This window comes from Humidesulfovibrio sp., assembly GCF_030689645.1.
Taxonomy (GTDB): domain Bacteria; phylum Desulfobacterota; class Desulfovibrionia; order Desulfovibrionales; family Desulfovibrionaceae; genus Humidesulfovibrio.
Window position 1 is genome coordinate 227,762 of the sequence record NZ_JAUYFU010000048.1, and the last position, 26,090, is coordinate 253,851.

25 protein-coding genes are annotated in these 26,090 nt (G+C 59.5%); 6 read left to right on the forward strand and 19 right to left on the reverse strand.

From position 1 onward, the window contains the following. Nucleotides 1–94 precede the first annotated feature (94 nt). A complete protein-coding gene (locus tag Q8O35_RS07945) occupies nucleotides 95–514 on the forward strand; it encodes a hypothetical protein (protein ID WP_305572105.1) in 420 nt (139 codons plus the stop codon). 18 nt (nucleotides 515–532) lie between these two features. Beyond that, nucleotides 533–1,393 carry a hypothetical protein gene (locus Q8O35_RS07950; protein WP_305572106.1) on the forward strand — a complete coding sequence of 287 codons (861 nt, stop codon included), beginning with the start codon at nucleotides 533–535 and terminating at the stop codon, nucleotides 1,391–1,393. Between the two features lie 59 nt (nucleotides 1,394–1,452). On the opposite strand, the gene lpxC is transcribed toward Q8O35_RS07950, so the two are convergent. From lpxC to rpmE, 5 genes are all read right to left on the reverse strand, one after another. Next, nucleotides 1,453–2,400: a UDP-3-O-acyl-N-acetylglucosamine deacetylase gene (gene lpxC, locus Q8O35_RS07955; protein ID WP_305572107.1), complete on the reverse strand. Its 948-nt coding sequence runs from the start codon at nucleotides 2,398–2,400 to the stop codon at nucleotides 1,453–1,455. A gap of 145 nt (nucleotides 2,401–2,545) precedes the next feature. Further along, the gene (prmC, locus tag Q8O35_RS07960) at nucleotides 2,546–3,487 is read right to left on the reverse strand and encodes a peptide chain release factor N(5)-glutamine methyltransferase (RefSeq protein ID WP_305572108.1); all 942 of its coding nucleotides are present in this window, start codon (nucleotides 3,485–3,487) and stop codon (nucleotides 2,546–2,548) included. A 4-nt stretch (nucleotides 3,488–3,491) separates the two neighbouring features. Then, complete coding sequence (prfA, locus tag Q8O35_RS07965) at nucleotides 3,492–4,565, reverse strand: peptide chain release factor 1 (RefSeq protein ID WP_305572109.1); 1,074 nt, start codon at nucleotides 4,563–4,565, stop codon at nucleotides 3,492–3,494. Continuing rightward, the gene (locus tag Q8O35_RS07970) at nucleotides 4,565–5,515 is read right to left on the reverse strand and encodes a DUF1385 domain-containing protein (protein ID WP_305572110.1); all 951 of its coding nucleotides are present in this window, start codon (nucleotides 5,513–5,515) and stop codon (nucleotides 4,565–4,567) included. The genes prfA and Q8O35_RS07970 overlap by 1 nt, the downstream gene beginning before the upstream one ends. A 200-nt stretch (nucleotides 5,516–5,715) precedes the next feature. Continuing rightward, nucleotides 5,716–5,934 carry a 50S ribosomal protein L31 gene (gene rpmE, locus Q8O35_RS07975; protein WP_305572111.1) on the reverse strand — a complete coding sequence of 73 codons (219 nt, stop codon included), beginning with the start codon at nucleotides 5,932–5,934 and terminating at the stop codon, nucleotides 5,716–5,718. A 354-nt stretch (nucleotides 5,935–6,288) separates the two neighbouring features. On the opposite strand from rpmE, the gene thiC reads away from it, so the two are divergent. Continuing rightward, nucleotides 6,289–7,566: a phosphomethylpyrimidine synthase ThiC gene (gene thiC / locus Q8O35_RS07980; RefSeq protein ID WP_305572112.1), complete on the forward strand. Its 1,278-nt coding sequence runs from the start codon at nucleotides 6,289–6,291 to the stop codon at nucleotides 7,564–7,566. A gap of 100 nt (nucleotides 7,567–7,666) precedes the next feature. Here the strand turns inward: thiC and Q8O35_RS07985 are convergent, their stop codons facing one another. From Q8O35_RS07985 to Q8O35_RS08000, 4 genes are all read right to left on the reverse strand, one after another. Continuing rightward, nucleotides 7,667–7,984, reverse strand: coding sequence for a TusE/DsrC/DsvC family sulfur relay protein (locus Q8O35_RS07985; RefSeq protein WP_305572113.1), 318 nt, complete (start codon nucleotides 7,982–7,984; stop codon nucleotides 7,667–7,669). A gap of 159 nt (nucleotides 7,985–8,143) precedes the next feature. Next, nucleotides 8,144–9,880: a YcaO-like family protein gene (locus tag Q8O35_RS07990; RefSeq protein ID WP_305572114.1), complete on the reverse strand. Its 1,737-nt coding sequence runs from the start codon at nucleotides 9,878–9,880 to the stop codon at nucleotides 8,144–8,146. A gap of 71 nt (nucleotides 9,881–9,951) precedes the next feature. Beyond that, entirely contained in the window at nucleotides 9,952–10,932 is a 981-nt protein-coding gene (locus tag Q8O35_RS07995; RefSeq protein WP_305572115.1) for a Tim44 domain-containing protein, read from the reverse strand. A 17-nt stretch (nucleotides 10,933–10,949) separates the two neighbouring features. Continuing rightward, the gene (locus tag Q8O35_RS08000) at nucleotides 10,950–11,345 is read right to left on the reverse strand and encodes a response regulator (RefSeq protein ID WP_305572116.1); all 396 of its coding nucleotides are present in this window, start codon (nucleotides 11,343–11,345) and stop codon (nucleotides 10,950–10,952) included. A 164-nt stretch (nucleotides 11,346–11,509) separates the two neighbouring features. On the opposite strand from Q8O35_RS08000, the gene Q8O35_RS08005 reads away from it, so the two are divergent. Genes Q8O35_RS08005 through Q8O35_RS08015 form a run of 3 tightly spaced genes read left to right on the forward strand, consistent with a single transcriptional unit; the run spans nucleotide 11,510 to nucleotide 13,575 of the window. Then, nucleotides 11,510–11,821 (forward strand): SHOCT domain-containing protein, encoded by a 312-nt coding sequence (locus Q8O35_RS08005; RefSeq protein ID WP_305572117.1) that lies wholly within the window; start codon nucleotides 11,510–11,512, stop codon nucleotides 11,819–11,821. Continuing rightward, complete coding sequence (locus tag Q8O35_RS08010) at nucleotides 11,818–12,603, forward strand: HD domain-containing protein (RefSeq protein ID WP_305572118.1); 786 nt, start codon at nucleotides 11,818–11,820, stop codon at nucleotides 12,601–12,603. Before Q8O35_RS08005 ends, Q8O35_RS08010 begins: the two co-directional genes overlap by 4 nt. Before the next feature lie 42 nt (nucleotides 12,604–12,645). After that, the gene (locus Q8O35_RS08015) at nucleotides 12,646–13,575 is read left to right on the forward strand and encodes an NAD(P)/FAD-dependent oxidoreductase (protein WP_305572119.1); all 930 of its coding nucleotides are present in this window, start codon (nucleotides 12,646–12,648) and stop codon (nucleotides 13,573–13,575) included. A gap of 55 nt (nucleotides 13,576–13,630) precedes the next feature. Here Q8O35_RS08015 and Q8O35_RS08020 read toward each other — a convergent pair whose 3' ends face one another. From Q8O35_RS08020 to argF, 10 genes are all read right to left on the reverse strand, one after another. Further along, a complete protein-coding gene (locus Q8O35_RS08020; RefSeq protein ID WP_305572120.1) occupies nucleotides 13,631–15,100 on the reverse strand; it encodes a helix-turn-helix domain-containing protein in 1,470 nt (489 codons plus the stop codon). 68 nt (nucleotides 15,101–15,168) lie between these two features. Next, complete coding sequence (locus tag Q8O35_RS08025) at nucleotides 15,169–16,647, reverse strand: transglycosylase SLT domain-containing protein (RefSeq protein WP_305572121.1); 1,479 nt, start codon at nucleotides 16,645–16,647, stop codon at nucleotides 15,169–15,171. Between the two features lie 252 nt (nucleotides 16,648–16,899). Then, complete coding sequence (locus Q8O35_RS08030) at nucleotides 16,900–17,592, reverse strand: DUF3313 domain-containing protein (RefSeq protein ID WP_305572122.1); 693 nt, start codon at nucleotides 17,590–17,592, stop codon at nucleotides 16,900–16,902. A gap of 484 nt (nucleotides 17,593–18,076) precedes the next feature. Further along, nucleotides 18,077–19,501: a Ni/Fe hydrogenase subunit alpha gene (locus Q8O35_RS08035; protein ID WP_305572123.1), complete on the reverse strand. Its 1,425-nt coding sequence runs from the start codon at nucleotides 19,499–19,501 to the stop codon at nucleotides 18,077–18,079. A 49-nt stretch (nucleotides 19,502–19,550) separates the two neighbouring features. Continuing rightward, nucleotides 19,551–20,291, reverse strand: a complete 741-nt coding sequence (locus Q8O35_RS08040) for a hypothetical protein (RefSeq protein ID WP_305572124.1) — start codon at nucleotides 20,289–20,291, stop codon at nucleotides 19,551–19,553. 21 nt (nucleotides 20,292–20,312) lie between these two features. Beyond that, nucleotides 20,313–21,146: an FAD/NAD(P)-binding protein gene (locus Q8O35_RS08045; RefSeq protein WP_305572125.1), complete on the reverse strand. Its 834-nt coding sequence runs from the start codon at nucleotides 21,144–21,146 to the stop codon at nucleotides 20,313–20,315. Then, nucleotides 21,136–22,182 (reverse strand): 4Fe-4S dicluster domain-containing protein, encoded by a 1,047-nt coding sequence (locus tag Q8O35_RS08050; RefSeq protein ID WP_305572126.1) that lies wholly within the window; start codon nucleotides 22,180–22,182, stop codon nucleotides 21,136–21,138. The genes Q8O35_RS08045 and Q8O35_RS08050 overlap by 11 nt, the downstream gene beginning before the upstream one ends. A gap of 167 nt (nucleotides 22,183–22,349) precedes the next feature. Further along, entirely contained in the window at nucleotides 22,350–23,735 is a 1,386-nt protein-coding gene (argH, locus tag Q8O35_RS08055; protein WP_305572127.1) for an argininosuccinate lyase, read from the reverse strand. A 201-nt stretch (nucleotides 23,736–23,936) separates the two neighbouring features. Then, on the reverse strand, nucleotides 23,937–25,133 hold the full coding sequence (locus tag Q8O35_RS08060) for an argininosuccinate synthase (protein WP_305572128.1): 1,197 nt from the start codon (nucleotides 25,131–25,133) through the stop codon (nucleotides 23,937–23,939). Between the two features lie 31 nt (nucleotides 25,134–25,164). Next, nucleotides 25,165–26,070: an ornithine carbamoyltransferase gene (argF, locus tag Q8O35_RS08065; RefSeq protein ID WP_305572129.1), complete on the reverse strand. Its 906-nt coding sequence runs from the start codon at nucleotides 26,068–26,070 to the stop codon at nucleotides 25,165–25,167. Nucleotides 26,071–26,090: the final 20 nt, after the last annotated feature.

Sequence of the window (26,090 nt, forward strand, 5' to 3'; positions counted from 1 at the left end):
CACGCCCGCTACGCTTGATTGCAATTCCCCGCAAAACCGGGCATCTCACTGGCAACGCCCCCCTCCCAACAAGCACAACCGCATAGGTGCCGACATGCAGATTTCCGCGCTCCTGCTTCTGTCCCTTACAGTCACAGAACTGGTGCTCCTCTTCGTGGTCATCGCCTTCTACCTGCGCCTGCGCAAAAGCGAGGCGCTCATTGCCCGCATGCAGACCAAGCAGGAGGAATTTCTCGTCAAGCTTCGTGCCAACGCTCAGCTAGAACAAGAGTTGGTAGACAGCTTCGAACGCAGACAGGACGAACTCTCACGCCTTGACACCCAGCTCACGGAACGGGTGTTCATCTTGAACAAGCTGCTCAAGCAGGCCGACGAATACGCCCGCTCTCCGCAATTCCTGCGCCAGATAATCATCACCGGGCACAGGCAAGGCAAAACCGTCAAGGAACTGGCCAAGGCTACGGGCATCGGCGCGGACGAGGTGGAATTCATCATCGATCAGTCCGGCGACTAGCCCAGCGCGACAATCCCCATGCGTATCAACGGCTACGGATCAGGCTTCGGTAAACCTAGCGACAGCCGCGACCGCGCCGCAGCATTTCGAGCCAAGCACAGCATCGGTCAACGCATCAATGGCCGCATACTCCGGCGTGAGCACAACGGTTTGTATTGGGTTCAAGTGGGCGGCGGTGAACTGCTGGCGCGTCTTGAGGTCCAGGCTGAACCCGGTGACCATCTCATCTTCATCGTGCGTGCCCTGACCCCGGAGATAATGCTTCAGGCGCTTTCCGGCGGAATGTCCGCAGGCGACGTGCCTGGGCTGGTGCAACGCTTCCGCGCCGCGCGCGAAGTATTCGAGGTCCAGGACAGCACGCTTCTGGCAACGCTCTGCTCCATCCCACCACACCCAGGCTTGCGACACGAAAGCTTCCAACTGGCTCTAGCCGACAACCCGGAAAGCGCCATGCGTCTCGCAAAAGTTCAGGATCTCCTCGCTCAGATCAACGCAAGCCTTGCTGCAGATCAGAACACTGTTGCCGATTACCAGCCCTGGCTCCTTCCCATGGGCCGAAGGCAGGAAATGCTTCGGTCCATGCGCAGCCAAGGCGGCACGGAGGTTTGCCTTAGCGCAGTCGACCCCGCTGCCGGCTCCTTCGAGTCCCGGCTTATTGCGGCCCCCGGCACAGCCCGACTGTTTCTCGCAGCCGACTTGCCGCAGGCTTGCGGTCCGCTCCAGGTTGAGCTGGCCGCCCTGATTCGGCATGAGTTTTCCGTCGAACCTGAGATGCTAGGGCCAACCCGGCGACGCAACAACCCACAAGGCGGAGTGCTTGGCGAACTCTTCGGCTCAGTGCCAGGCTGGACCTCTGGCGGTCTCAACACACGAGTTTAGTTAGGCCGGAAACAAAAAAACGCCCCGAAGGGCGTTACACTTTTCGCTCATCCGAAAAACTAAGCCATGGCTGGCTGACCGCGCAAACCGCCACGAGCCGGCTCGGCAACGGGAGCCTTTCCCGGCGCGTCGGCTGGAGCCACCTCAGGCAGAGCCAGGGTGCGCTCTTCAAGGTACTCGGTGGTATTATCCTCAATGTAGCGCAGGAAGGAATTATTAAGCGCATGCCCCGAGGCGTACACCTCGAAGTGACCCTGAAGAGGCAGGCCCATGACAGCCATGTCGCCCACAAAATCAAGCATCTTGTGACGCACGAACTCGTCGGAGTAGCGCAGGCCGTCAGTGTTCAGGACGCCGAATTCGTCAAGCACTACAGCGTTGTCGAGGTTGCCGCCAAGGGCCAAGCCATTGGCGTGCAGGTACTCCACTTCGCGCAGAAACCCAAAGGTGCGCGCCTTGGCGATGTCTGTGGCGAAAACGTCCGGGGTGACTTCAAGACTCAAGCTCTGGCGACCAATAAGCGGGTGGGCAAACTGTATGGTGTAGTCGACCTTGAAACCGTCATGCGGGGTGGCCTTGATAAATTTTCCGTCGCGCTCGAAGCTGATGGGTTTGGTGATGGCCAGAACCTTGCGCGCCTTGGTCTGGCGACGGACACCGGCCTGATTCAGCAGATACACGAAAGAGGCTGCGCTGCCGTCCATTATGGGCAGCTCACGGCCCTGAACTTCGATTCGGATGTTGTCGATGCCGAGTCCGCGCACGGCGGCCAGCAAGTGCTCAACGGTGGCGATGTGGTCATGACCATTGCCAAGACTGGTGGCCAGACCGGTATCAACGACCATGCGGGGCTTGGGGCTCAGAAAGGAAGTGCCAGACCCGCTGCGCAGGGCGAAGAGGATGCCCGTGTCTTCTGGAGCGGGACGCAGCACCAACTCAACCTGCTTGCCGCCATGGAGGCCGATGCCCGCGCAACGCACTGTGTTTTTAATGGTGGTCTGATGCATGTTCCCTCCAACGACCGACCATATGCACAGGGGATGCCAAGCACGAACCACAACCTAAACCAACGACATCAAAGGAATTTATTTGTCCAAACAAAAACATCAACTTGTGTCTTTTCTGCAACAAGGTGGCAAGGTTGCCACACGGTCACGCGCATTCGCCGCATTTTTGCGAGGGTAAAACGACCTTGAGAATGCGATCCAGCCCCGCGTAGTCTTTAAGGATAGACACATGGGCAAATTCATAGGCCGATTGGCGGGTCAATTCTTGGGCAGCCGCCCCCTGGCCGCTGCCGATCTCACAGAGAAGCACGCCTCCGGGACGTAAGGCCAGCCTTGCGACCGGAAGCAGAGCCTCAAGGTGCCAAAGCCCCTGTTCAGGACTGACCAACGCTAAGCGAGGCTCAAAAAAACGGACCTCTGGCGACAATTCCGCATATTCGGATTCCGTCACATATGGGGGATTGGAAACGAGAAGGTCAAGGGAAGCTACAGGGAAATCCAGACGTGTGAAGTCAGCGCACTGGAAAGCGAGCCGTTCCTCAACGCCGTTGGCGCGGGCGTTCTGCCGGGCCACTTCAAGGGCGTGACCACAGACGTCAACAGCCAGGCCACGCGCTGCGGGAAACTCATGAGCCAGTGCAACTGCCAATGCGCCGGATCCAGTGCCAAAATCTGCAAAAGCGAAGGAGGCGTTTGCCGGGAACAGGCGCTGAACCTCTTCAACTATGAGTTCCGTTTCAGGACGAGGAATGAGCACATCCGGCGTGACGCGGAAAGTCAGGCCGAAAAACTCCTTCTCTCCCAATATGTAGGCTGCAGGTTCGCCCTTTTCGCGCCGGGACACCAACTCCCGAAAGGCAGTCAGGTTCGCGTCATCAGGCTTATCCTTGGCGCGCATGATGAGCCCCAGGCGCGACAAACCAAAGGCCTTGGCGGCAAGAAGCTCTGCCGACAAGCGTGGGGAATCCACCTTAGCCGCAATGAGTTGCTTCTCCGCACACAGCACAGCGTCGTTGATGGTTCCGGGCCGGGTGTCGTGCTTGGCCAGAAGTTCACGCAGAGATGAAGGGCGGCGCCGTTCGCTCACGAGTTCAGGATCCGGAAGCCTGCAACTTCAGGGATTCGGTCTGGTAATGGCTGGTGAGGGCCTGGATGAAATCGCCCACATCCCCTTCCATCACTGCATCCAGCTTGTACAGGGTGAGGTTGATGCGATGGTCCGTCACGCGGCTTTGAGGAAAATTATAGGTGCGGATGCGTTCGGAGCGATCGCCCGATCCAACCTGCGCGCGGCGGATGTCCGTCTCCACGGCCTTGGCCTTTTCCTGCTCCTGGGCCAGCAGGCGTGAGCGCAAAACCTTCATGGCCGAAGCCTTGTTCTTGTGCTGTGATTTTTCGTCCTGGCATTGCACCACAAGCCCGGAAGGAATGTGAGTGATGCGCACGGCGGACTCTGTGCGGTTGACGTGCTGGCCGCCAGCGCCGCTAGCGCGGAACACATCGATGCGCAGGTCCTCACCTCGAAGGTTCACGTCCACTTCTTCGGCCTCGGGCATTATGGCCACGGTGACGGCGGAGGTGTGGATGCGGCCTTGGGCCTCTGTGGCGGGAACGCGCTGCACTCGGTGGACGCCAGCCTCCCACTTGAGCTTGCTGAACACGCGGTCGCCGGAAATGGAAGCGATGACTTCCTTATATCCGCCAGTGTCCGTCGGGCTCGCGTCAAGAACCTCCACACGCCACCCAGCACGTTCTGCAAAGCGAGAATACATGCGAAAAAGATCGGCGCAAAAAAGGGCAGCCTCATCGCCGCCAGTGCCAGCGCGAATCTCCAGAATGCTGTCCTTGTCGTCCAAGGGGTCTTTAGGCAGAAGCATGAGCTTCAGGTCGGTATCCAGCTTCTCAAGGCTGACCTTAAGCCCTTCAGACTCGGCTTCAGCCATCTCCCGCATCTCAGGGTCAGCGTCCTTCAACAACTCTCGGTTGTCGGCCAATTCCTGGGAAAGGCGTTTGAATTCGCGAAAAGCGCGAACGATGACGCCCAGATCAGCATGGCTTTTAGCGACCTTGCGGTAACGCTCCTGGTCGGCCAACACCTCAGGTGCTCCGAGTTCCTTTTCAAGATCCTCGAAGCTGTGTTCGATTTCCTCGAGCTTGGCAAACATCAGGAACAGCCCTCCTCGTTCACGGCACACTTTAAAGCTGCCATGGCAACCTCGATTTGGCTATCGTCCGGTTCCTTGGTGGTCAACATCTGGAGCACCAGCCCAGGCCAACAAAGCATACGGCAAAGCACGTTAGAATTAAACTTCCCAGCAAAGCGGATGATCTCATAGGCTAGGCAGCTCACGGGAACCATGAACAACAGCTTTGCCCCAACAATGTATAAATGTTTGAAAATGGCGACATCCGGCTTGTAGAACTTGAGCAGCAACGGGACCAATGCAGTGTGCAGCAGGATGCTCACAGCCAGGACGAAGAGAAGAAAAGAGGTGCCGCAACGCGGATGCAGCCGGCTCATGGCGCGAGCGTTGGCGATGGTCAGTTCGTCGCCGTTCTCAAAGCTCCATATGACCTTGTGCTCCGCCCCGTGGTATTGGAACACGCGGCGGATGTCCGGCACCAAAGAAATGATGCCGATATACCCCACAAAGACCACCATCTTGTACATGCCGTCCCAGGCGTTGAAGCTCAGAGACTCGACATCGCCCGAGAGGCCGAACCACTGCATAAGGGCGGACAGGAAGTGCGGAAGCACCACGAAGAGCCCCAGGGCGACGCCCAGGGCGACGACCATGGTCACCACCAGATGCCAGGGCGAGAGCTCGCTTTCGCCGTCCTCGCCCTCGCCGCTCTGCATGGCCGAAAAATTCAGCGCCTTGATGCCATTGACCAGGGTCTCCAAAAGCACAGGAAAACCGCGCAAAAACGGTTTGCGCAGGATGGCGGCATCGGTGAGCGAAAACCACGGGCGCAACTCCACCAGGATCTCGCCGTCGGGCTTGCGCACGGCGATGGCCAAGCGGTTTTTGGCGCGCATCATCACGCCTTCAATGACAGCCTGGCCGCCGACAGTCGGAGCGGCGGTGAGAAATGGAAATAGGGCGCGTCTCAAGGGGGCAACCTCTGGATGGTCAAGGGGCTAGAGCCAACATACGGCCAGCCGGACCATCCGGCAGGCCCCTTCCAGATAAGTCCGGAACCTCCGAAGTAAAGGCGCGCAATGATAGCGCGAGGCAGGAGGGCGGACAAAAGGAAACAAGAATGCCTCCATTGGGTACCCAACAGAGGCATTCCAGTGTGCGCGCGGGTGCGCTACTTCTTGGCGTCGGCGACGGCAGCGTACTTCTTGCGGAAGCGATCGATGCGGCCGGCGGTGTCGATGAAGCGCTGCTTGCCCGTGTAGAAGGGGTGACAGTTGGAACAAATTTCCACAGTCACTTCTTTTCCCATGGTGGTCAGCATGGCGGTTTCGTATCCGCAGTTGCAGCGCACCATGGCGTCATTCACATTGGGATGAATATCTTTCTTCATGGTAATCTCCGTGCTCATTGTTCACTTGAAGAAGGGCCATATACGCCCGATGGTCCACGATTGCAAGAGCCCGGAAGCAAGTTTTCCGCGCTGGGGCAAAATCCAGCCATGCCTTGCGCCTGTTGACTTCCACACCACGTGAAGCTAGCAAGGAACCTCGTTCATTGCCAGCATAAAGCCATACGGGAGTCTGGAAAACCGGGCTGAGAGGGTCTCTAGCATCGAGACCGACCGTGGAACTCAAGACGGGTCATGCCGTTGGAGGAATTGGAACAGGCTGGATGATCGGCCCCCCTCCTCACGCATGTCCCAGTTTGAACCGCCCTGGCCCCAGGGCGAAACAAGGAGTGCGTCATGTCCATCATCAACGCCAACCCGGCCCTTGCGCAGATCCTGGCCAAGAGCCTTCCCGAGCTCATGGCCTTCGAGCATATGAGCGAAGCGGACATCAGATCCCGCATTGACCAGGGGAGCCTAGCGCTTCTTGGCAACCCCAAGCACGCCAAGGTCAGGCCCACACTCATAGGCCAGCCCGCACGGGTCAAGGTCAACGCCAACATCGGCACCTCGCCCATTACGAGCGACATGGGCACCGAGACAGACAAACTCCAGGTGGCCGAAACCGCCGGAGCCGATGCGGTTATGGACCTTTCCACCGCAGGCGACTTGGACGGCATTCGTGAACGCATGCTTGCCGCCACCTATCTTCCTTTGGGCACAGTGCCCCTCTACGCCGTTGCCCAACAATGCACAGAGTCCGGGCGCGATCCTGCCGGGTTCGAACCCGCCGAGCTTCTGGCAGAGGTGGCCAAACAGGCCGAGCAAGGCGTGGATTTCATGACGCTCCACTGCGGCCTGACTAAACGCGGGGCCGAATTGGCCCAAAGCGGTTCTCGCAAGCTCGGTATCGTGTCTCGCGGCGGCGCCATTTTGGCGCGCTGGATGCGCCGCACGGGCGAGGAAAACCCGCTGCTCACCCACTATGACGAGCTGTTGGAGATTTGCCGTCGGCACAACGTCGTCATCAGCCTAGGCGACGGCCTGCGGCCCGGTGCAGGCATCGACGCGGGCGACCCGGCCCAATGGGAAGAGGTGCTGACTTTGGGGATACTTGCCAAACGCGCCTGGGCCGCTGGCGTTCAGGTGATGATCGAAGGACCTGGCCACGTCCCCCTGCATTTGGTTCAGGCCCAGATCCAGGGTATAAAAAGGGCCACCTTCGGCGCGCCCCTCTACGTCCTTGGGCCGCTTGTGACTGACACGGCGGCCGGTCGAGACCACATCGCCGGGGCCATCGGCGGCGCCATGGCCGCCCAGTTTGGCGCAGACTTCTTGTGCTACCTCACCCCGGCTGAACACCTCTGCCTCCCAGACGCCAAGGACGTGCACGAGGGTGTGCTCGCCTCCCGCATCGCCGCCCAGGCCGGCGAAACGGCCCTTGGCCGTCCCTGGGCTGTGGCCCGCGAGGAAGCCATGTGCGAGGCGCGGCTGCGCCTGGACTGGGCGGGTATGGCCGATGCGGCCCTGGACCCCTGCTTGGTGCGCCAGCGTTCGCAGGGCACGGAACATGGCAAAGAGTGTGGCATGTGCGGAAAATTCTGCGCCATTCGCATGGCCGAACCAGAGAAATAAGCTTCATTGAACGGAAGCGTCTGCCGTTGCCTGACGGCAGACGCAAAAAAAGGGGCGGAAGCATCAGCTTCCGCCCCTTTGCAAATCATAAACTGGAGGCTTACACGCAGCCGGTGGGCTTGGGCAGGCCAGCCATTTTGCAGGCGCCCTTGCCGGGGCCGGAGGGGAACAGCTCGTAGATCTCCTTCAGCTTGTATCCGGTCACCTTGGACAGGATGCGAACCATGGGAGCGATGCCGTTCTTCTTGTAGTAGTCCTGCAGGAAGTCGATAACCTTCTGGTGGTTCTCGGAGATGACGGGGATGCCCTCGCTCTCCTTGACGAACTCGACCCACTCGGGGCTCCATTCCTCAAATTTCAACAGAAAGCCGTCCTCGTCAACTTCAAACTTTTTACCTTTGAACTCAAGAATAGCCATTCGTCTTCCTCCTCTAGGATCTTATGGATAAAGCCACAGCCGTTCATTCCAAAATTGCCGCAGACATGGCAAAAGCCTATCCGCGTCAGAGAGGGACTAATTGATTTCTGGCTCCCGGTCAATACGGTCTGGGAGTATATCCGCCTTTGAGGAGGATTTTTATTCCCCGGCGCCTTCGCACAATTCCTTCAAATGCTTGCGCGCGTAGTCAAGGCCTGCGTCAAGCTTCAGGGCCGACTCCAGGTATTCCAGAGCTTCCTCGCGCTCACCTAAAAACTTGTGGCACAGGCCAAGGTTGGCCAGATCTGGCGCGGAGCCGCTATCCAGAGTCAGCACGGCATGAAAATCGATCTTGGCCCGCTCGTATTCACCGGCCTTGAATCGGCCCACCCCACGCAGGTTAAAATACTCCTTCACTTCGCCGTCAAGCTCTATGGCTCGGTCAAGGTGCGGCATCGCCGACTCCCAGCGGTTATTCTGAGACAGCGCATAGGCCTGATAGAAAGCACACAGGGCGCGCTCCCCTGCTCCTGGCTGGGCGGGCTCGGCCTTGGCGAAAAGCGCTGCCGCGCCATGTATGTCGCCCATGCGCAGCATCAGCAGAGCTTGGAAAAAAGGCAGATAGTATACGTCCGGCGCTACATCGGACAAAATGGAAAGCCCGGCCAGCGCCTCGTCGTCGGCCGACTCCTCGGCCAACTTGCGGCCAACAAAGAGCCCCAGACTGCGATTTTGCGTGCGCTCTCGAAAGTCGAACCCAGGCACAAAGTTGTAGTTGGCGGGCACGTCCAGATCGGCGCGCGTGGTCTCGAGCGTATACAGGGTATAGCCTTGGGCCAGCAAACCGTCGGCCAGCCGGGACAACTCCACACGAATGTTCGCATCCTCCACGCAAGGCAGGCTGTTCAAATCGACCACAGGCCCCTTGAGCAGCCAATCAAACTGCGCCGGATCGGTGAATTTGCGCAGGCCAGAGGCCTCGTACACCCGCGCGGTCTCAAAATCACCCGCTAGCTGGGCGATCTCCGTCACTGCGCGCACCGCCGCCTTGACAGGGTTGGCTGCGGTGCCTGCCGTATAGACGATCTCGCTCAAGGCCGGAAAGGTCTTGGGGTCAAAGGCCAGCGCGGCCACGGTGGGCACGGGCATGCCCAGGCTGATGTCTTTCAGCAGCAGCAGCACGCCGTTCTTGCGAAAACGCTGGCACAAATCCTTCAACACCGGGTCGGTCAGCGTTTCTTGGTTGATAGTGGGCAGTTCTGGCGATGAACGATCGACAAGGGCCGAAACATGGCGTTCCACCAGCTCACAACCACCCTGAAGGATCGACTCCTCAGGGGTATTTCCGGCTGAGGAACCGTTAAACTCGTTCAGGGTCTTGAACCAGTCCAGCGGCACCACACACGTTTCTCCAGTAGCCACATTCAGAACTGGACAGAAGCGCCAGCGCACCAAATCCATAAGCCGCCGGGCGTCTTCAATGGTAAGGTCATCGTCCACAGACTGACAAATCTGGGCGATGTCCATGAGCTGCGACCCGAAAAGATCTTCAGCCTCAGACCAGGTGGCCAGGGTGAAATTCGTTTCATCGGCCCAGAAGCTGAAATAGCTGAAGCGCTCCACAAGCTCCATCAGAGCCGAAGCCTCAGCCTGTTCAGGGCTCGCGCCCTTGCCCATCTGCTTGCGGGTGGGCATCACGGCCCGGGCCTCCGGTCCGCAGATGCTCAGAAAAACTGGAATGCCTAAGCGACCAGTGTCCACACGCTTGGTCTCCTCCAGCACGCCGGGACATTTCTCCTCCAACCGGGCTTTGACCAACGCCACGGTCTGAGCGGGGGAGGCCGCCTTATCCTGATCCGCTGTGTAGACCTTGAAACAGTCCTTGAGCTTCAACATGGATGCTCCTTGCAGAAAGAAGCCCGGAATGGACATTCCGGGCTTCTGTTTCATGTGAATGGCAAATGGAGCTAACTGTCCAGTTGCTGGATGCCCTCAAGACGCCAGTTGGCATTCACGTCAGCCGTGGGGCGTGAGAAGTGCCAAACCTCGCGGATCTGCTTGGGCCGTTCCTCGCCTGCGTCCTCACGCATCAAAACGTCAAACATCACAGTAACCACAGTGTCCACACTTTCTTCCCGGAACTCCAGCAACTGGGCGTTGACCAGCAGCAGCTCTGTCTTGGAGGGGGTGGGGTCGGCGGCGGCCTGACGGCGAATCTCGGCCAAAACCTCCGGCGTGGTGAACAGGGCGATGTCATTCAGGTCGCGACGGTCCCAGGAGTGCTGAAGACGCGCGTACACTGTTTTGGAACCTTCCAGGAACTCGTGCACATTAAAGCCCTGCGGCACGATGGGCCCAGCCGGGGCGTCTGTTGCAGCGGTTACGCCAAAGCCGCCAGTCGAAGCCTGGCCGGAATCGTTGCGCAGAGGACCCCAGCTTGTTTCCGCACGAGAGCGGGGATCTGCGGAGTGGGAGCCAGCGGAGGGAGCCGACATGGATCCCGAAGCAGCAGCGGCCTTCTTGGAGTCAGACCAGCGGCGGAAGAGCTTGTAGGCCAAGAATGCGACAAGCCCGATGAGCAGGATGTCGAACATGCCCATGCCGCCGCCAGCGCCCCAGCCACCGCCGCCACCAAAGAGCATTGAGCCGATCAGGCCGCCGGCGACCAAACCGCCAAGCCCCCACCCCATACGAGAAAACATGCCGCCCGGAGCCTGTGGCGGCGGGGTCGGCGCGGCTTGCTGGTTCATAGGACGACTGGCCGGCGCAGTCTGTGCCGGGCCGGTAGGCGAACTGGGAGTGGCCGGGGTGTAGCTGCGGGAATAACTGCTCTTGCCACCAAAGGAACCGCCGCCGCCCACCCGCTTTGCCAAAGCCGCATCAGCAAGCAGGGCGCTCACCAGCGTCAGCGCAAGCATAGCGGAAAGGGTCTTCATCTTCGTTTTCATGAACCTGTATCCTCTTTTCAAACCTCGAAGCCGAGGCTGCCAATTGTCTCGTAGAGACGTTCTGTCAGAATAGGTTTCGTAATGTAGGCGGTTGCTCCGCCCTTATAAGCGCTCATGACTGAACGCATGTCGCCCAAAGCCGTGGTCATTATTATCTTGATTCCCTGCCCGGATCGGACTCCGGCAACCTGCTCCTGGCTGCGTATATCCTCAAGTACTTCCTGGCCGTTCTTACGCGGCATCATAATATCCAGGCAAATGAGTTGGTAGGGCCTGCCCTCATCCACCGCAAGGCGGTAGGCGGCAAGAGCCATATCTCCATCGCCGACAACCGTACATTCGCCAAACCTGGAAAGAAGTCCAGACATGTAGCGAGCGCTGGTGCTGTCATCTTCGGCGATGAGTATGCGCATGGCGTCTCTCCCTTGCCTCCATCCATATCTGAACTTCCGGCAAGAAACAATCGCTCCACATACGGCATTCGCGTGCGCCCTTGCCACAAGGGGCGAGTCGAAGTATCTGTACCCCCCAGGCCGGGTTCCCCCCAGGCCCAACACATTCTGGAGGCATACGCTTCATGTCCTACTTGAGCTTTTCAGCCCAGTCCGACCTGCCCGCGAAATGGAAGGGCTGGCCGTTCCATTCCGGCGCCGGCGGCGACTGGGAAACCAGTCTCGCCACTTACGCATTCTCTTTCGTCATTCTTGCGGCCATCTGCCTTTTCCTGCGCGCGCTTTACGGCCCCAAGGGCATTTGGCGCGACAAGGAAATGGAGCGTGAGGCCGAGGAAACCCGACGCCGCGAACACGCCCGGCTTGACTCGGACCTGCGTTCCGGGCGCATCACCCAGCAGATGTACAAACTGAAAAAGAAGGCCATCGACAGATGAGCGAAGCTCTTGTGCGCCTTGTGGCCGAGCGCTTCGAGACCTTTGCTGGCCAATTCCTCAACGATCCCGGCGACGACTTCGCCTTTCGACTTAAAATCGCGCACACCAAGCGCGTGCAAGCAATTTCTGAGACCATAGCCAGAGATGAAGGCCTGCCAGAGCATTTGGCCCTGGCGGCGCGCTTGGCGGCGCTGATGCACGACGTTGGGCGCTTCCCGCAATACCGTCAGTTCCGCACCTTCCGCGATCCCGATTCCGCAAACCACGCAGGCTTAAGCGTCACCCACGCCCTGCGGGAGAAACTCCTGGCCGATGTGCCCGGCAACATCCGCCGATTGGTGCTGGGCGCCACCTTTCTGCATAACAAACGCTCCTTGCCGCACCTCGCTTCCGAAGATCTCAGAACTGTGTCCAGGGTCATCCGCGACAGCGACAAGCTGGACATCTACAGCGTCATAATCGCCCATTTCTCGCAGGAGAATCCAGAACATCCCGAGGTTGCGATGAACGTCATCGACGAGCCGAGAATGTACACCGCCCCAGTGCTGGACGCCCTGCTACGCCGGGAACCAGGCGACTACCGGACAATCGTCTACGTCAACGATTTCAAACTGATGACCATAGGGTGGCTCTACGACCTGAACTTCCGCACATCCTGCCGCCTGCTCAAGGAACGCGCCTACCTGGACACCCTCTTCGACACCCTTCCCCGCGACGAGAAGCTTGCCCTGTTCAGGCGACAAATCTCGACAGACCTTGCCCACAGGCTTGCGGGTGCTTAACTCCGTCGCCTGACCGAACCTCCAGCCAGCCAGGGGAACCTCATGGACCAGAAGCAAGTATACGACGTGGTGATTCTGGGGTGCGGCCCCGCAGGCATACAGGCAGCAATTCACGCCTCTCGCAAGAAGACAAGCGTGCTCATGCTGGGACGCCTCAACAAGAGCAGCCTGTTCTGGGCGCACGTTGAGAATTTCCTCGGCATGTTCAAAACCAGCGGCGAGGATATGCTCACCACCGGCCTGACTCAGGCCAAGAGCTTCGGTACAGAAGTTCTTGAGGAAGACGCCCTTCGCCTCACACCTGCGGGAAGACTCTTTGAAATCGAAACCGAGAGCGGAACGCTCCTGCTGGCTCGGACGCTGATCATAGCCACCGGCACAACGCGCAACAAGCTTGGCGTCCCAGGCGAAAAGGAATTCCTTGGACGCGGCGTGTCCTACTGTGTGGATTGTGATGGCGGCTTCTTCCGAGACGAGGACGTGGCCGTTGTCGGCGGACAGAGCGCCGCAGCGGGCGGTGCGCTCACCCTGCTCCACCTCGCCAAGAGCGTGCATATTGTAGCGGAAACCCTTGATGTATCTCCCGTGCTCCAGGCCAAGCTAGCCACAAGCGGTGCCATCCTGCACGAAGGCGTCAAGATCAAGGCTATCCACGGCGAATCGCAGGTCACCGGCCTGGAGCTTTCCGATGGCACGAACCTGCCCGTGGCCGGAGTGTTCATCGAACTCGGGGCCAAGGGCGTGCTGGAGCTGGCCTCGTCCCTTGGACTCATGCTTGATGAATCCATGAAATATATTGAGACCGACAAGAAACAGGCCACCAACGTTCCAGGCGTATACGCCGCGGGGGACATCTGCGGCGCGCCACTGCAAATGGCGAAGGCCGTGGGCGAGGGCTGCGTTGCGGGGACAAACGCCGCCACCTACGCCAAGAACATGAAGCTGGCCCAGGAAGGGCCTGGCGAAGAGTAACCCGCAGGCGGCGCCACATCGCAAAGGGCTGGCGGCGAACAGGGAGGACGTGGGCCTACTTTCGCAGCAAAGCCACCACCTGGCTCATCTTCAGCTCGCCTGTCGCGGGTCCGACGCGCACGTAATAGTGCTCTTCTTCGCCGTTTGTGACGATGACCGGGGTTTCCGCCTTCTGGCACGTGATGGCCAGAACCACATTTTCCTCAATAGTCACAGCCTGGGCGGAGACAAACCGGGCATATTCAGCCCCGATGTGCTGGTTGAACAAATTGACAAAATGCAGAAGCAGGCGGTCTTTGCTCGGGAAGCCGTCGGCCTCGGTGCCAAGCACCGCGCCCGTGTCCTCTACTCCCACCAGCAGCACTCCTCCCTTGGAATTCAAGAAAGCGGCGATGGTCTTGAGACATGCCAGTTCAATGCGTTTGTCGGACTTGCCAGAGTAAAGATTTGTGCGCAACGTTGACTTGAATTCAATGTCCTCGCGCTCGCCAGCGCGAAGAAACGCATAGACATCATCCGCTGAAAGTTGGCGATCCAATCCAATGGTGAGCAGTCCCGAGCGCAAGCGTTTCCTGAGAAGCGACACAAGCCATAAGCCGACCGCGCCAGCGGCGAGACAAACGGCGGCAAGCCCCCAAAGCAGATTTGCGCCGCTCCCAATGCCTGCCTGCGCCTTGCCGCGGGGCACAGCAAAGCCAATGAACGATGCACGGTCAATAAGGGTGAGCTTGTCAAAAACTCCGCGCCACCGCTCGCCCTTCCAACTGAACTCGACGACCTCAAGATAGCTGTTCCCGGACCTGGCGAAAGCCTCGGCCATTGCCCCGGCGGCGGCGTCCAACACGCCATCTCGCGCCGGATGAAAACCCTGCTGGTCCAGCGACCCCACGACCTTGTCGCCATATCCGAAAATGGTGACTCCCGCCTCCCTGCCAGCCAATGCGGTAAACGGAGAATCCAAGCTTGAAAGCTCTATGCCAAAAGAGACAACCAAAGGTCGCCCATTGTCATCAGGCAGCCGCAAGCTGGCGAACACCTGCCCAGGCTCCGCCCCTGCCGGCGTGCTGGACCAGACAAGGTCTCCCCCGCTTCTCCCCCTTACGTCGAAGCCCTGGGGCGCCAAGAGCCCTTCATCGGTGGCAGGGCTCAGCACAGGGCCCGCACTCAAGGGCTGCACCATGCCTACAGCAAACGCGGCGCGGCTAGGCGGCAGAGACTCCACGCGATCCTGGCTCTTTCGTAAATAGAGCAATACATCGGAGCCACGTGTGACGACAGCGGAGTCGATGAACCGGAGCCGCCCGACAATGGGCCTGAAAAGCCGCTCCAGCGAGACTCGCGTCAGAGGTTGCACAGAAGGATTCACGCCATGACGCGAAAGGAAAACGGCCTCGGCCATCGAGCTGGACACCAGGGCCAGCCGCGCCTCCATCGCCTGCAGGGTCAGCAGCAAGCCGTTGCGTTCAGCGCGTGAACCCAACTCTCGAGCCATCGCCCCAAAAAGGAGCGCGAGCAGCAGCGCCACTAGGGCGACCCCCCACTGCAAAAGGCGGAACCGACCCTTGGCCATGAGCAGCAGAGGGGGAGACAACCTCATTTTTTAGCCTTCAACTCAGCACGGCCATTGCCTGAAATTCCCCGCGCCTTGTGGCTCTTGCGTTCCAGCTCACGCTGGGCGGTCAGCTTGTACGCCACATAATACTTATAGATGTTCGACACGTAGCGGACCGTTTCGATTCCGGTAACCTTGCCGGCAGCGATCTCGACATTGCCGAACCACCTGTTGTTGTCCAGGCCCATCTCGTCTGCGGTGCGGCGCATGCGGGCCATATTTCCAGGCCCGGCGTTGTAGGCGGCAAAGGCGAAAAGCATGCGATCAAGCGGCTCAACGTTCGCATCGTCAAAATAGGTGTTAATAAGATGCCTGTGATACTTCACCCCAGCATGGATGTTCGTCTCCAACTCGTGAACACGTGGCAGGTTGATGGGCGAGCCCGCTGCCGTGCTGGGCATGATCTGCATAACGCCAACGGCCCCGCGTGAGCTTCGTGCTGCCTGGTTAAGCCTCGACTCCTGGTAGGCCTGCGCGGCGATAAGCAGATAATCCAGCGAGTAGGTTTCTGCGTACTTCCTGAAGTGCTTCACGGACTTGTTGAAGCGCTTCAACTCTTGACTGGTGGTCGGATTGCGCAGATAGCCTGCCTTGCCAAAATATTTGCCCACAAGATGACCTACGGACCCTAACGCCTTGTACTCTGTAAGAAAGTCATTCAGAACCTTGCTCAACTGCGGACTGTTCGAACGCACGGCCCAGGCGACGCTTCTATCTGCAGCCAGGACAAGGTCTTCACGGACCTTGAGGTTCGGAATGACCTGCGCCCAGAGCTTGGCGCGATAATCGTCCACAACGGTGTAATCCACCACACCGGCCCCAATCAGTTCCAGGATGTCCTCAGACTCAAGATGCTCGTCTGCTTCTTCAATAATCACTGGCTTTCGCCCAGCAGCAGCCAGGCGCTTGCTCAAGCCCAACAGGCTCTCATAGTAGCTGCTTGAACGGCGCACATACACGCGCTTGCCGGACAGGTCATCCAGTGACTTCAAGTGTGGCGATTGATTGCCCTGAACCACGACCTCCTTCACTGTGGATGAGATAGGATTAGAGAAGTCCACCACTGCGTCGCGCGCCTCAGTGACGGTGAGGCTTGCCGCAGCAATGTCCCCCCGACCGCTTATCAGGGCAGGCAGCAGTTCGTCGCGGCGAACCGGGATAAACACAATGCTCACGGGATACTTTCCGGTATTAAGGCGCTTATTGAGCCAAAGCTCAAAGTCCTGGAACACCATTGCCGTTACGCCGCTTGGCGCCGCGCCGTCCATGAAGAAATTTGTGCGGCTGTATGTCACAAGAACACGCAACATGCGCTTGGGCGTCAACGTGTCCAAGTCACCGACCCAGCGACTGTCCAGCATGCCTTTCACGGGGCTTTCAATTCCTGCCGAAGTCGTGGAGTCCGACGAATTCTGCGAGAAGGCCAAGCCAGGGACAAGAGCCGTGAGCAGCAGCGCCATCAGAGTGGAGAGAACCACCTTGCGGCATGGGGCATTACATTTTCGCGGCATGAATCCTCCTGGTACAGGCCCATCTCAAATGCTGGCTGAACTGCTCAGAGAAGATGAACACATTAAGATTAAAGCATCCACCGGCCGCTAACGGTGGTCCGAAAGCGACCGGTGGTCGTAATTTTGTCGTGTCTACTGGCGCAGTGCTATACTGTGCGCTACGTTACCATCACATACCCCACGAACAGAGTTGGGGCAACTTTACTTGGCCTTGGCGCCCCAAGCGTCAAGAATGGCCTTCTCCCTCTGCAAGGCCCACTGTTCCATGGCCTGCTTGGTAACGCCCTGACTCTCGTAGCCCGCAGAGTCGTACTTATCACCAGCCTTTTTGCCCGCAAACAAGGCAAGCGGCTCATTGGTGACGGCATCAACAAAACGCACCTCAACAGAGCACTGGCCGACAGCAGTGTGCTTCCCGGTAACCGCCTTCTTGCCATACGACAAGAGGATGCCAACAGGTACGATTGAGGTGATGGCGTTGCCAACAGGGTAGCTCGGCGTCACATCGGTGATGGCCGCCTGAACGCGGATCGTCTTGGGGCCAGGCGTTTCCGTGAGGGGGAACTCGATGTCCTTCAAGGCCTTCACAAGAACATCACGAAAATACTTTTGGATCACCACGAGGTCTTCCTTCTCTACGCCAGTGCGCTCATTCATCGACTGCACAGTGGGCCACAAGACAACATCGTCCACTAATATCTTGTTGTATTTTTTCGGATCAAACTTTGGATTGCGCCACTTCATTATGTTGCCGTCTTTATCCCTAGCCTTGAGCAGAGAATAGTCTTTACCCAGGAAGTGCTCTACCTTTGTTTCTGCGGCCTGCGCAGATCCAAAACCAAGCAGCACAGCCAGCATGACCAAAGTAGAAAATAATGTTGTGCCCATTTTCATTTTAGTCTCCTTTCGGTTGTATTGACCATGACATACTCGATCCTACAGACCAGCCCAAAAACTTAACAAGAGTATGCAGCAGCAACTCAACACTAAACAATAACAGGTTAATAAAATCAAGCAAGACACATAAATCACAGGCATATAAACCAACAAGAACAAAATATACTGATCTTATCAACACAGCAAATAAACTAACTGTTTTCACGTGGCATCACGGAAACAACAGCATTTTATCTTTGCAAGATCAGGCAATGAGCAAAAGACGCATGCATCACCACCAAAAACGTCGCCAGGACCAGGCACCTAAAAAAGACCATGGTGAATATTAGCATCCTCATAAAACAAAGCAACAGCATTCTTGAGGTCTCGGCGACATGACCACCAAAAACGTGGCGACCGGTTCGAACTACTGCTCGAACCGGTCACCACGTTTGCCAGAGGGCTAGAGGGGGGCATTCCTCCGGGGGAGGAATGCCATCCATTACTTCCTATTGAACCGCACCAGACTCCGAGCTCCGTCGTCCAGACCGCGCGCATCGATGCAGTGCGTGGAGCAGCTGATGCAGGGGTCATACGCACGCACCAGCATGGACAGCTTCAGCTCCAGCTCCTTCTCGGACAGGCCAGAAAGCTGTGGCACAAGCGCGTCCAAATCCCGCTGGATGTTGGCATGGTTCTGATTGGTGGGGATGACGCAATCGGCTTGAAAGATGCGGCCATTATCGTCGTATTCGTAGAAATGAAACAGGATGCCGCGCGGCACTTCCACCGCGCCCGCGCCGCGCCCGGCAGAGATGCTTGGCCGGGCCGGAGCCTCTTCGCGGATGCCGCGGATGAGCAGCTCGTCAACCTGGGTGATGGCCTCCTCCACAGTATGCACGCACTCAACCAGCTGGGCGATGGTGATCAGGAAGGGATTGGTCTCGCCCTTCTTGAGGCCAAGCTTCTTGGCTGCAGCCTTGGCGCGCGGCATGAGGAAGTCGGCGTTGAGGTTGAAGCGCGCCAGGGCGCCCACCATGTATGACTCGCCTTGATTCTTGGTCCACTTGGCGGTGGAGGTGGGGATGATGTATTCACGGGTGACGTTGCGGTACTGCCGCACCGGCCTGCGTTCGTCGCGGCTGGAGCCGATCTCGCCCCAGTACATGGCGTATTCCGATGGGGAGACAAGAGCCACGTACTCGGTTTCGCGCTCGAACTTGGGGAACTTGTCCATGAGCCCGGCGAAGAAGTCCACAGCGAAGTCAAGATTGGGCAAAGTATCCACAAGCATGCCACGCAGGGTGACCAGGTCCTCGGTGGAGGGGAACATGGTGAAGCCGCCCGGAGTCATGCGCTGGGGATGCGTGGTGCGGCCGCAGATGAGGCGGCTAAACTCGTTCGAGACACGTCGCGCGCCGATGAACTTGAGCACGGCTTCTTTATGTGTCTGAGCCAGGGGCAGGATGGAGTCCACGCCCATGAGGTCCGGCAGCACCAGATAGGCGATGTGCAGCAGATGACTTTGCAGGTTCTCGGCATGCAGGGCCAGGCGGCGCAAAAGGTGCGTCTGCTCGCTCACGTTGATGTTGAGCGCGTCCTCGGTGGCCTGCAGGCTGGCAAGCTGGTGGCCGATGGCGCAGATGCCGCAGATGCGCGACACGATGTGGTGCACGTCGGTGTAGTCGCGCCCCACAAGCATGGCCTCGAAAAAGCGCGGAGCCTCGGGAACCTCCCAGCGACAGGTGGAAACGGTGCCGTCGGCCTCCACGTCCACCACTATATTGCCGTGGCCCTCCACGCGTGTGAGGTAATGGACGCGGACCTTCTTGGGTCCTGGCACGTTCTCGGGCACGGACACGGGCGTAGCCGGAGACTTGGCCTTCTTCGGCTTTGCTGTGGCGGTCTTTGCAGGTGTCTTGGCCATGGTCTATCCTCTCCTCGTCCCGTTGCCGGGCCGGTGGCTGACGTCGATGCTACAGGGCCGCGCCCGTGTCGCCCAGGAAAAAACGCAGAAGATCCTGAATGGCCTTGCGGCTGGTGCCGGGCCGGTCCATGACGATGCGCGCTGCGTCGAGATTGGCGCCGGGAACAAGGCCGCGGCAGCCCCAGCAGTGGGCGCCCTGGCTCACGCAGGCCGCCTTGCAGCCCGCTCGGGTGATGATACCCAGGCACATGCGGCCCATCTCGTAACGGCAAACGTTGCCCGCCTGCTTGCACTCCACGCACACCGGGAAGTCCGGTATCCAGGGCGTGCGGCCCAGGAGCAGCTCCTTGGTGATGCGAGCGAACTCAGCGGGGTCGATGGGACAGCCGGGAATCTCGGCGTCCACAGTGACCACGCTTTTGAGCGGGCGGGCGGCGTATGTGCTGAACCAGCGGGCGCTGTTGCCGTAGACTTCCTCCCGGTACACGTTCTCGGCCAGGAAGTTCTTGAGGCAGTTGATGCCGCCAATGGCCGCGCAGGCGCCCAGGGCCACAAGCACCTTGGCGTTTTTGCGGATCTCCTTCAGGCGTATCTCGTCCTCCGGCCTGGTGATGGAGCCTTCGATGAAGGCCACGTCGTAGTCGTCGGAGTGGCCGGTGGCCACCTCGCGGAAGCTCACCACCTCAACGTGCCCCAGGATATCGAGCAGGCGCTCCTCCAGGTTGGCTATCTGAAGCTGGTCGCCCTCGCATCCGGCGAAGTCGAAGAAGGCTATTCTTGGTTTTGCCATGACTGTCCCCTCCGGCCGCGGCTAGATGGCTTCCTGGTAGGCCTCGATGTCCGTGTAGCAGAACACGGGGCCGTCGATGCAGGTGTTGAGCTCGTTGATCTGGCAGTGGCCGCACTTGCCCAGGCCGCACTTCATCTTTCGCTCAAGGGAGACGAAGATCTGGTCCGAGGCGATGCCCTTTTTGCGGCATTCGGCTATGACGAAGCGGTACATGATCGGGGGACCGACCATGGCCACAAATGTGTTGCCAGGATCAAGCTCGGCCTTAGGCAGAAGCGTCGTTATGACACCCACATTGCCCTTCCAGGTGTCGTCCGGCATGTCTACCGTCTCCAGCACCTCAATGTCGCCGCTTTTGGCGAGGTCGGCGATCTCGTCGACGAAAATGCGCTCCTTGGGCTCGCGCGTACCCACCATGAGCACCATGCGGCCAAACTCGTCGCGGTGGCGCAACTGATAAAAAAGGAGCGAGCGCAAAGGGATGTACCCCAGGCCGCCAGCCACGATGAGCACGTCCTTGCCCACGAACTTCATAACCGGAAACGAGCTGCCGTAAGGGCCGCGCAGACCCACCTTAGCGCCAGGCTCAAGGGCGTGCAGGGCGCCTGTCACAGCGCCGATGCGCCGCACGGCGATCTCGAAGGTGTTGTGCGTGCGCCGCGGAGGCGAGCTGATGGAGAACGGTGCCTCGCCGATGCCGTAAACGGACAGGTTCACGAACTGGCCTGGCTTGTGCGCCAGCGGCTTGCCGTTGTCCTGCTCGAAGGTGAAGCGGGTGACGAAGTCGGATAGCTGGGTTTTCTCCACCAGCGTAACCGGACGCGGCACATACGGCGAGAAGAGTTTAGTGTTCATGCACGGTCTCCTCCCAAAGCTCGTTAAAGACCTTGAGGGGGTTGGCGATGCCAGCGGTGCAGGCGCGCACGCAGCGCCCGCAGCCCACGCAGCCAAGCTCCCCGATCTTGTCGTAAATGTATTTGCCCTTGCGGAAGTACCGGTGGCGGTAACGATCCTGAGCCTTGGGCCGGAAGTTGTGGTTGCCCGCAACCTTGGCGAAGCTCTCCAGCATGCAGCCGTCCCACTCGCGATAGCGGATGCCCTCTTCAAGCAGGTCGTCAGCCTCCTCGCGGATGTCGAAGCAATAGCAGGTGGGGCACACCAGATTGCACGAGCCGCAGGCCAGGCACATCTGTGAGTAGCGACGCCAAAGCGGAGAATCCCAGCACTTGGCCAGCAGGCGCGGGGTTTCCTCCCAGTTGTAACGCAGACCGCTTCTGCGGGCCTTGAACAGAATGCGCGCCTTGGCGCGGCGCGCGCCTTCCTTGTCGCCAGCAGTGGAAAGCAGGAGAGGACCGCCCATGGCAAGGAGTTCCTCGCCACGCACCGACCCGACCTCCACAGTGAAAGCAGCGGGACCGATCTTGGTCCAGTAAAGATCGTAGCCGTGGGCCGCCGTAGCTGCCCCCACAGTGGCCCAAAAGGCCGCAGGCGAAACCGTGAGCGGTTCAAAGGCCATGATCACCGTGGCAGCGCGACGGCGAACGTAATTCTGATCTGGCGCGCCGGACTCAAGCAACTGGTCCAATTGATTGATAGCTTTGACGTCGTACGGGTGCACGCCGAAAAGGATCTGCGGAGGGGCCTCGAACACTGGCGCTGCCTCGCAGGTCTTGAGATTGAAGGTGATGAGCGTTTCGCGCGGAGGCAAAAGAAAGCGCTTGGGCGAATTGTAAGCAACGTCGAAGTCCCAGGCGATCTCCAGGCCCTTTTTCCAGGGCACCAGATCGTAAAAACCTTCGCGCAGCTTTGCCGGAACATGGAGCGCATGCTGCTGGCTCCATTTCTCAAACAGCCCAGGCAGCTGTTCCTTGTACACTGTGTACGTCGTCATTGTTTCCCTCCGGGAGCGGATGGCTGTGACTCTACGGTGCAACTCATTAGGTCATTATCCCAGGAAAACGCAACCCATGTTCCAAAATGCACATGGATTTCCTAGAAAAAAGGGGAGGACGCCATACAGCGCCCCCCCCTGGATCCCATCGGCAAAACGAATAATGTTCAGCGCAGGCCAGCCAGCCAGGAACGAAGATTCGTCAATTGGGCAGCCACAGGGCCAGGACCGGTACCCCCGGAAAGTGCGCGTCTGCGCACTGCGGCTTCATGCTCAAGAACGGCGAAAACGTCCTGCTCGACAAGTTCAGAAAAGCCGCGCAGCTCCTCTAGGCTCAGGTCTTCCAGGCGAACGCCCTTCCTCTCAGCCAGGGCTACCGCCGCGCCGGTGGCATGGTGCGCATCGCGGAAAGGCAATCCCTTGGCGGCCAGATAATCAGCCAGCTCCGTGGCGTTCAAAAAGCCTTTGTCCAGGGCGCGGCGCATGTTCTCCGGCTGAAATTCCAGCACGGCAAGCATGTCGGCCATGATGGACACCGAGGCGGACACAGTGCGGTCCGCGTCGAAGAACGGCTCCTTGTCCTCCTGCATGTCGCGGTTGTAGGTCAGGGGCAGGCCCTTCATGATGGTCAAAAGCGTAGTCAGCGCGCCGTACACGCGGCCAGTCTTGCCGCGCATAAGTTCGCACACGTCCGGATTCTTCTTCTGCGGCATGATGCTCGAACCGGTGGAATAGGCGTCCGGCAGCTTCACATACCCGAAATTCGGGTTGGCCCAGAGAATGATCTCCTCACAGAAGCGGCTCAAATGCATCATGATGACGCTGCCGCAGAAAAGCGCCTCGAGGGCGAAGTCACGATCGCTCACCGCGTCCATGCTGTTGGCGAAGGTGGCGGGGAAGCCCACGGCCTCGGCCACCAGCGCAGGATTGATGGGATGCGTCGTTCCCGCCAGCGCAGCTGCGCCGAGGGGCGACACGCGCACACGCTTCAGGCAGTCGGTCAAACGTTCATGATCCCTTCTGAACATCTGCGCATAGGCCAGCAGATGCTGGGCCAGGCTCACGGGTTGTGCCGGCTGCAGGTGCGTGCAACCAGGCAGCAGCGTGTTCGCATGCTCCTCTCCGCGATTCGCCAGCACATCCACCAGCCGTGCCAATTCCTGGCTCCAAACATCCAGCCGGACGCTGACGTGCAGACGGAAGTCCAGGCCCACCTGGTCGTTGCGGCTGCGAGCAGTGTGCAGCTTGCCGCCCACCGGACCAACGATCTCCGTCAGCCGACGCTCGATGTTCATATGAACGTCTTCCAGCTCACGCTTCCAGACGAACACGCCCGACTCTATCTCTCCCAAAACCTGCTCCAGGCCGCGCACAAGCACCTCGGCCTCTTCCGGGCTGATGATGCCCGTCGCCCCCAGCATGCGCGCATGGGCCTTGGAACCCGTTATGTCCTCGCGGTACAGGGCGCGGTCAAAGCTCTCCGACTGGGTGTACTGCTCAACCGAGGCCGTCGCAGCCTCGGCAAAGCGTCCGCCCCACATTTTCTTGGTCATGGTGTCGTCCTTGCGCTGATGTTGCACCGGGTGAGGCTCCGCCTCCCCCAGGCCCCCTCCGCCAAGGGGAATGATTCCCCTTGGAACCCCCATGCCGCCTGATTCACGCGGCAAAGGCCGCGCGAATCAGGCGGTACACGGGGTCAAGGGGGGCGTGTCCCCCCTTGCAGGGGTGCAAGGGACAGCGTCCCCTGATTCTCTTTACTTGCCAGCCATGCGGCCTTTCAAGCGCAGGCCCACAAGCTTGATGAAGCCCGCGGCGTCGGCCTGATTATAGACAACATCTTCCTCAAAGGTGGCGAGGTCCATGCGGTAGAGAGAAAACGGCGACTTACGGCCCACCGGAATGGCGTTGCCCTTGTAGAGTTTTACGCGCACAGTGCCGGTGACCTTCTCCTGGGTCTTGTCCACCAGGGCTTGCAGGGCCTCGCGCTCTGGCGCGAACCAATAGCCGTAGTAAACCATTTCGGCATAGCGAGGAATAAGCGAGTCGCGCAGGTGCATGACCTCGCGGTCCAGGCACAGGCCTTCCAGGTCGCGCTTGGCGATGTGCAGGACAGTGCCGCCCGGTGTCTCGTACACGCCGCGGGACTTCATGCCCACGAAACGATTCTCGACCATATCCACCCGGCCAATGCCGTGGCGTCCGGCGATCTCGTTCAGTGTCAGCACCATCTGCGCGGGAGAAAGGGGCTTGCCATTGAGGGCCACGGCATTGCCGGCCTCGAAGTCCAAGGTGATCTCCTCAGCCTTGTCCGGCGCTTCCTCAACAGGCACGCAGTAGCGATGACATCCGTTGGCCGGGGCGTTCCAGGGATCTTCAAGCTCGCCGCCCTCGAAGCTCACGTGCAGCAGGTTGGCGTCCTGGCTCCAGGGCTTGGCCTGGCTGACGGGGACCGGGATGCCGTGCTTCTCGGCGTAGGCGATGAGATCCGTGCGTGACTTCATGTCCCAGTCGCGCCAGGGGGCGATGGTCTTGAGCTTGGGGGAAAGAGCCATGGCGGTGAGCTCGAAACGCACCTGATCGTTGCCTTTGCCGGTGGCGCCGTGAGCCACAGCCTGAGCGCCTTCGGCCTCGGCGATCTCGCACATGCGCTTGGCGATGAGCGGCCGGGCGATGGCCGTGCCCAGCAGATAGCGGCCTTCATACAAAGCGGCGGCACGCAGCATGGGGAACACGAAGTCACGGGCGTACTCCTCGCGGATGTCCTCGACGTAGGCCTTGGTTGCGCCGGTGGCCAGCGCCTTGGCCTCAACGCCGTCCAACTCCTCGCCCTGGCCCAGGTCGGCGGTGAAGGTGACGACCTCGCAATCATAGGTGTTCTTGATCCACTTGAGGATGATGGAGGTGTCCAGACCACCGGAATAGGCCAGAACAACTTTCTTGATGGAACTCATGCGTCGTGCTCCCTTGCTTGCGAAAATATGGTTACAGGGCCTCGAAGACCCATTCAAGAATGGCCTTCTGCATGTGCAGGCGGTTCTCAGCCTCGTCGAAAATCATGTCGGCATTGGCTTCGAAGACCTCGTCGGAGATCTCCTCGCCCCGGTGGGCGGGCAGGCAATGCATGACCTTGCAGCCGGGCTTGGCCAGGGACATGAGGCTGTCGTTCAGCTGATAGCCTTCAAAGGCAGCCTCGCGGCGCAGCTGTTCGGCCTCCTGGCCCATAGAGGCCCAGACATCAGTGTTCAGGTAGTCCGCGCCCTTGGCGGCCAGCATCGGATCCTCGGTAAGAACGATGCGCGCGCCAAGCCCTCTGGCCTTGGCCAGAATGCCCAGATCCGGGGTATAACCGGAGGGACAGGCCAGGGTCAGCTCGAAGCCGAATTGCGCTGCGGCCTCGATCCAGGAATGGGCCATGTTGTTGCCATCGCCTATCCAGCCCACCTTGAGGGCGCACAGCTCCGGCGTGCGCTCATACATGGTCAGCACATCGCTCATGACCTGGCAGGGGTGGTGCTCGTCGGTAAGCGCGTTGACCACCGGAATGCTGCCCCACTCCACCAGGGTCTCCAGCTTCTCCTGCCCGAAGGTTCGCACCACAAGGGCGTCGGCATAGCGCGAGAGCACGCGGGCCGTGTCCTTCAGGGGTTCATTGCGGCCCAGCTGTGATTCGTGGGGAGTCAAAAACACAGTCTGGCCGCCGAGGTGGCGCACGGCGACCTCAAAGGACACGCGGGTGCGCGTGGAAGCTTTCTCAAAAATGAGGATGACGGTCTTGCCGTCAAGCATCGTGGTGCGGACCTTGCCGTCTTTGAGGGCCTTGGACCGATGAAGCACTGCGTGCGCCTCGTCCTTGGTCAGGTCCAGAATATTCAGAAAATGTCTGGGCATGGCTGTTTCTCCTCACGGGA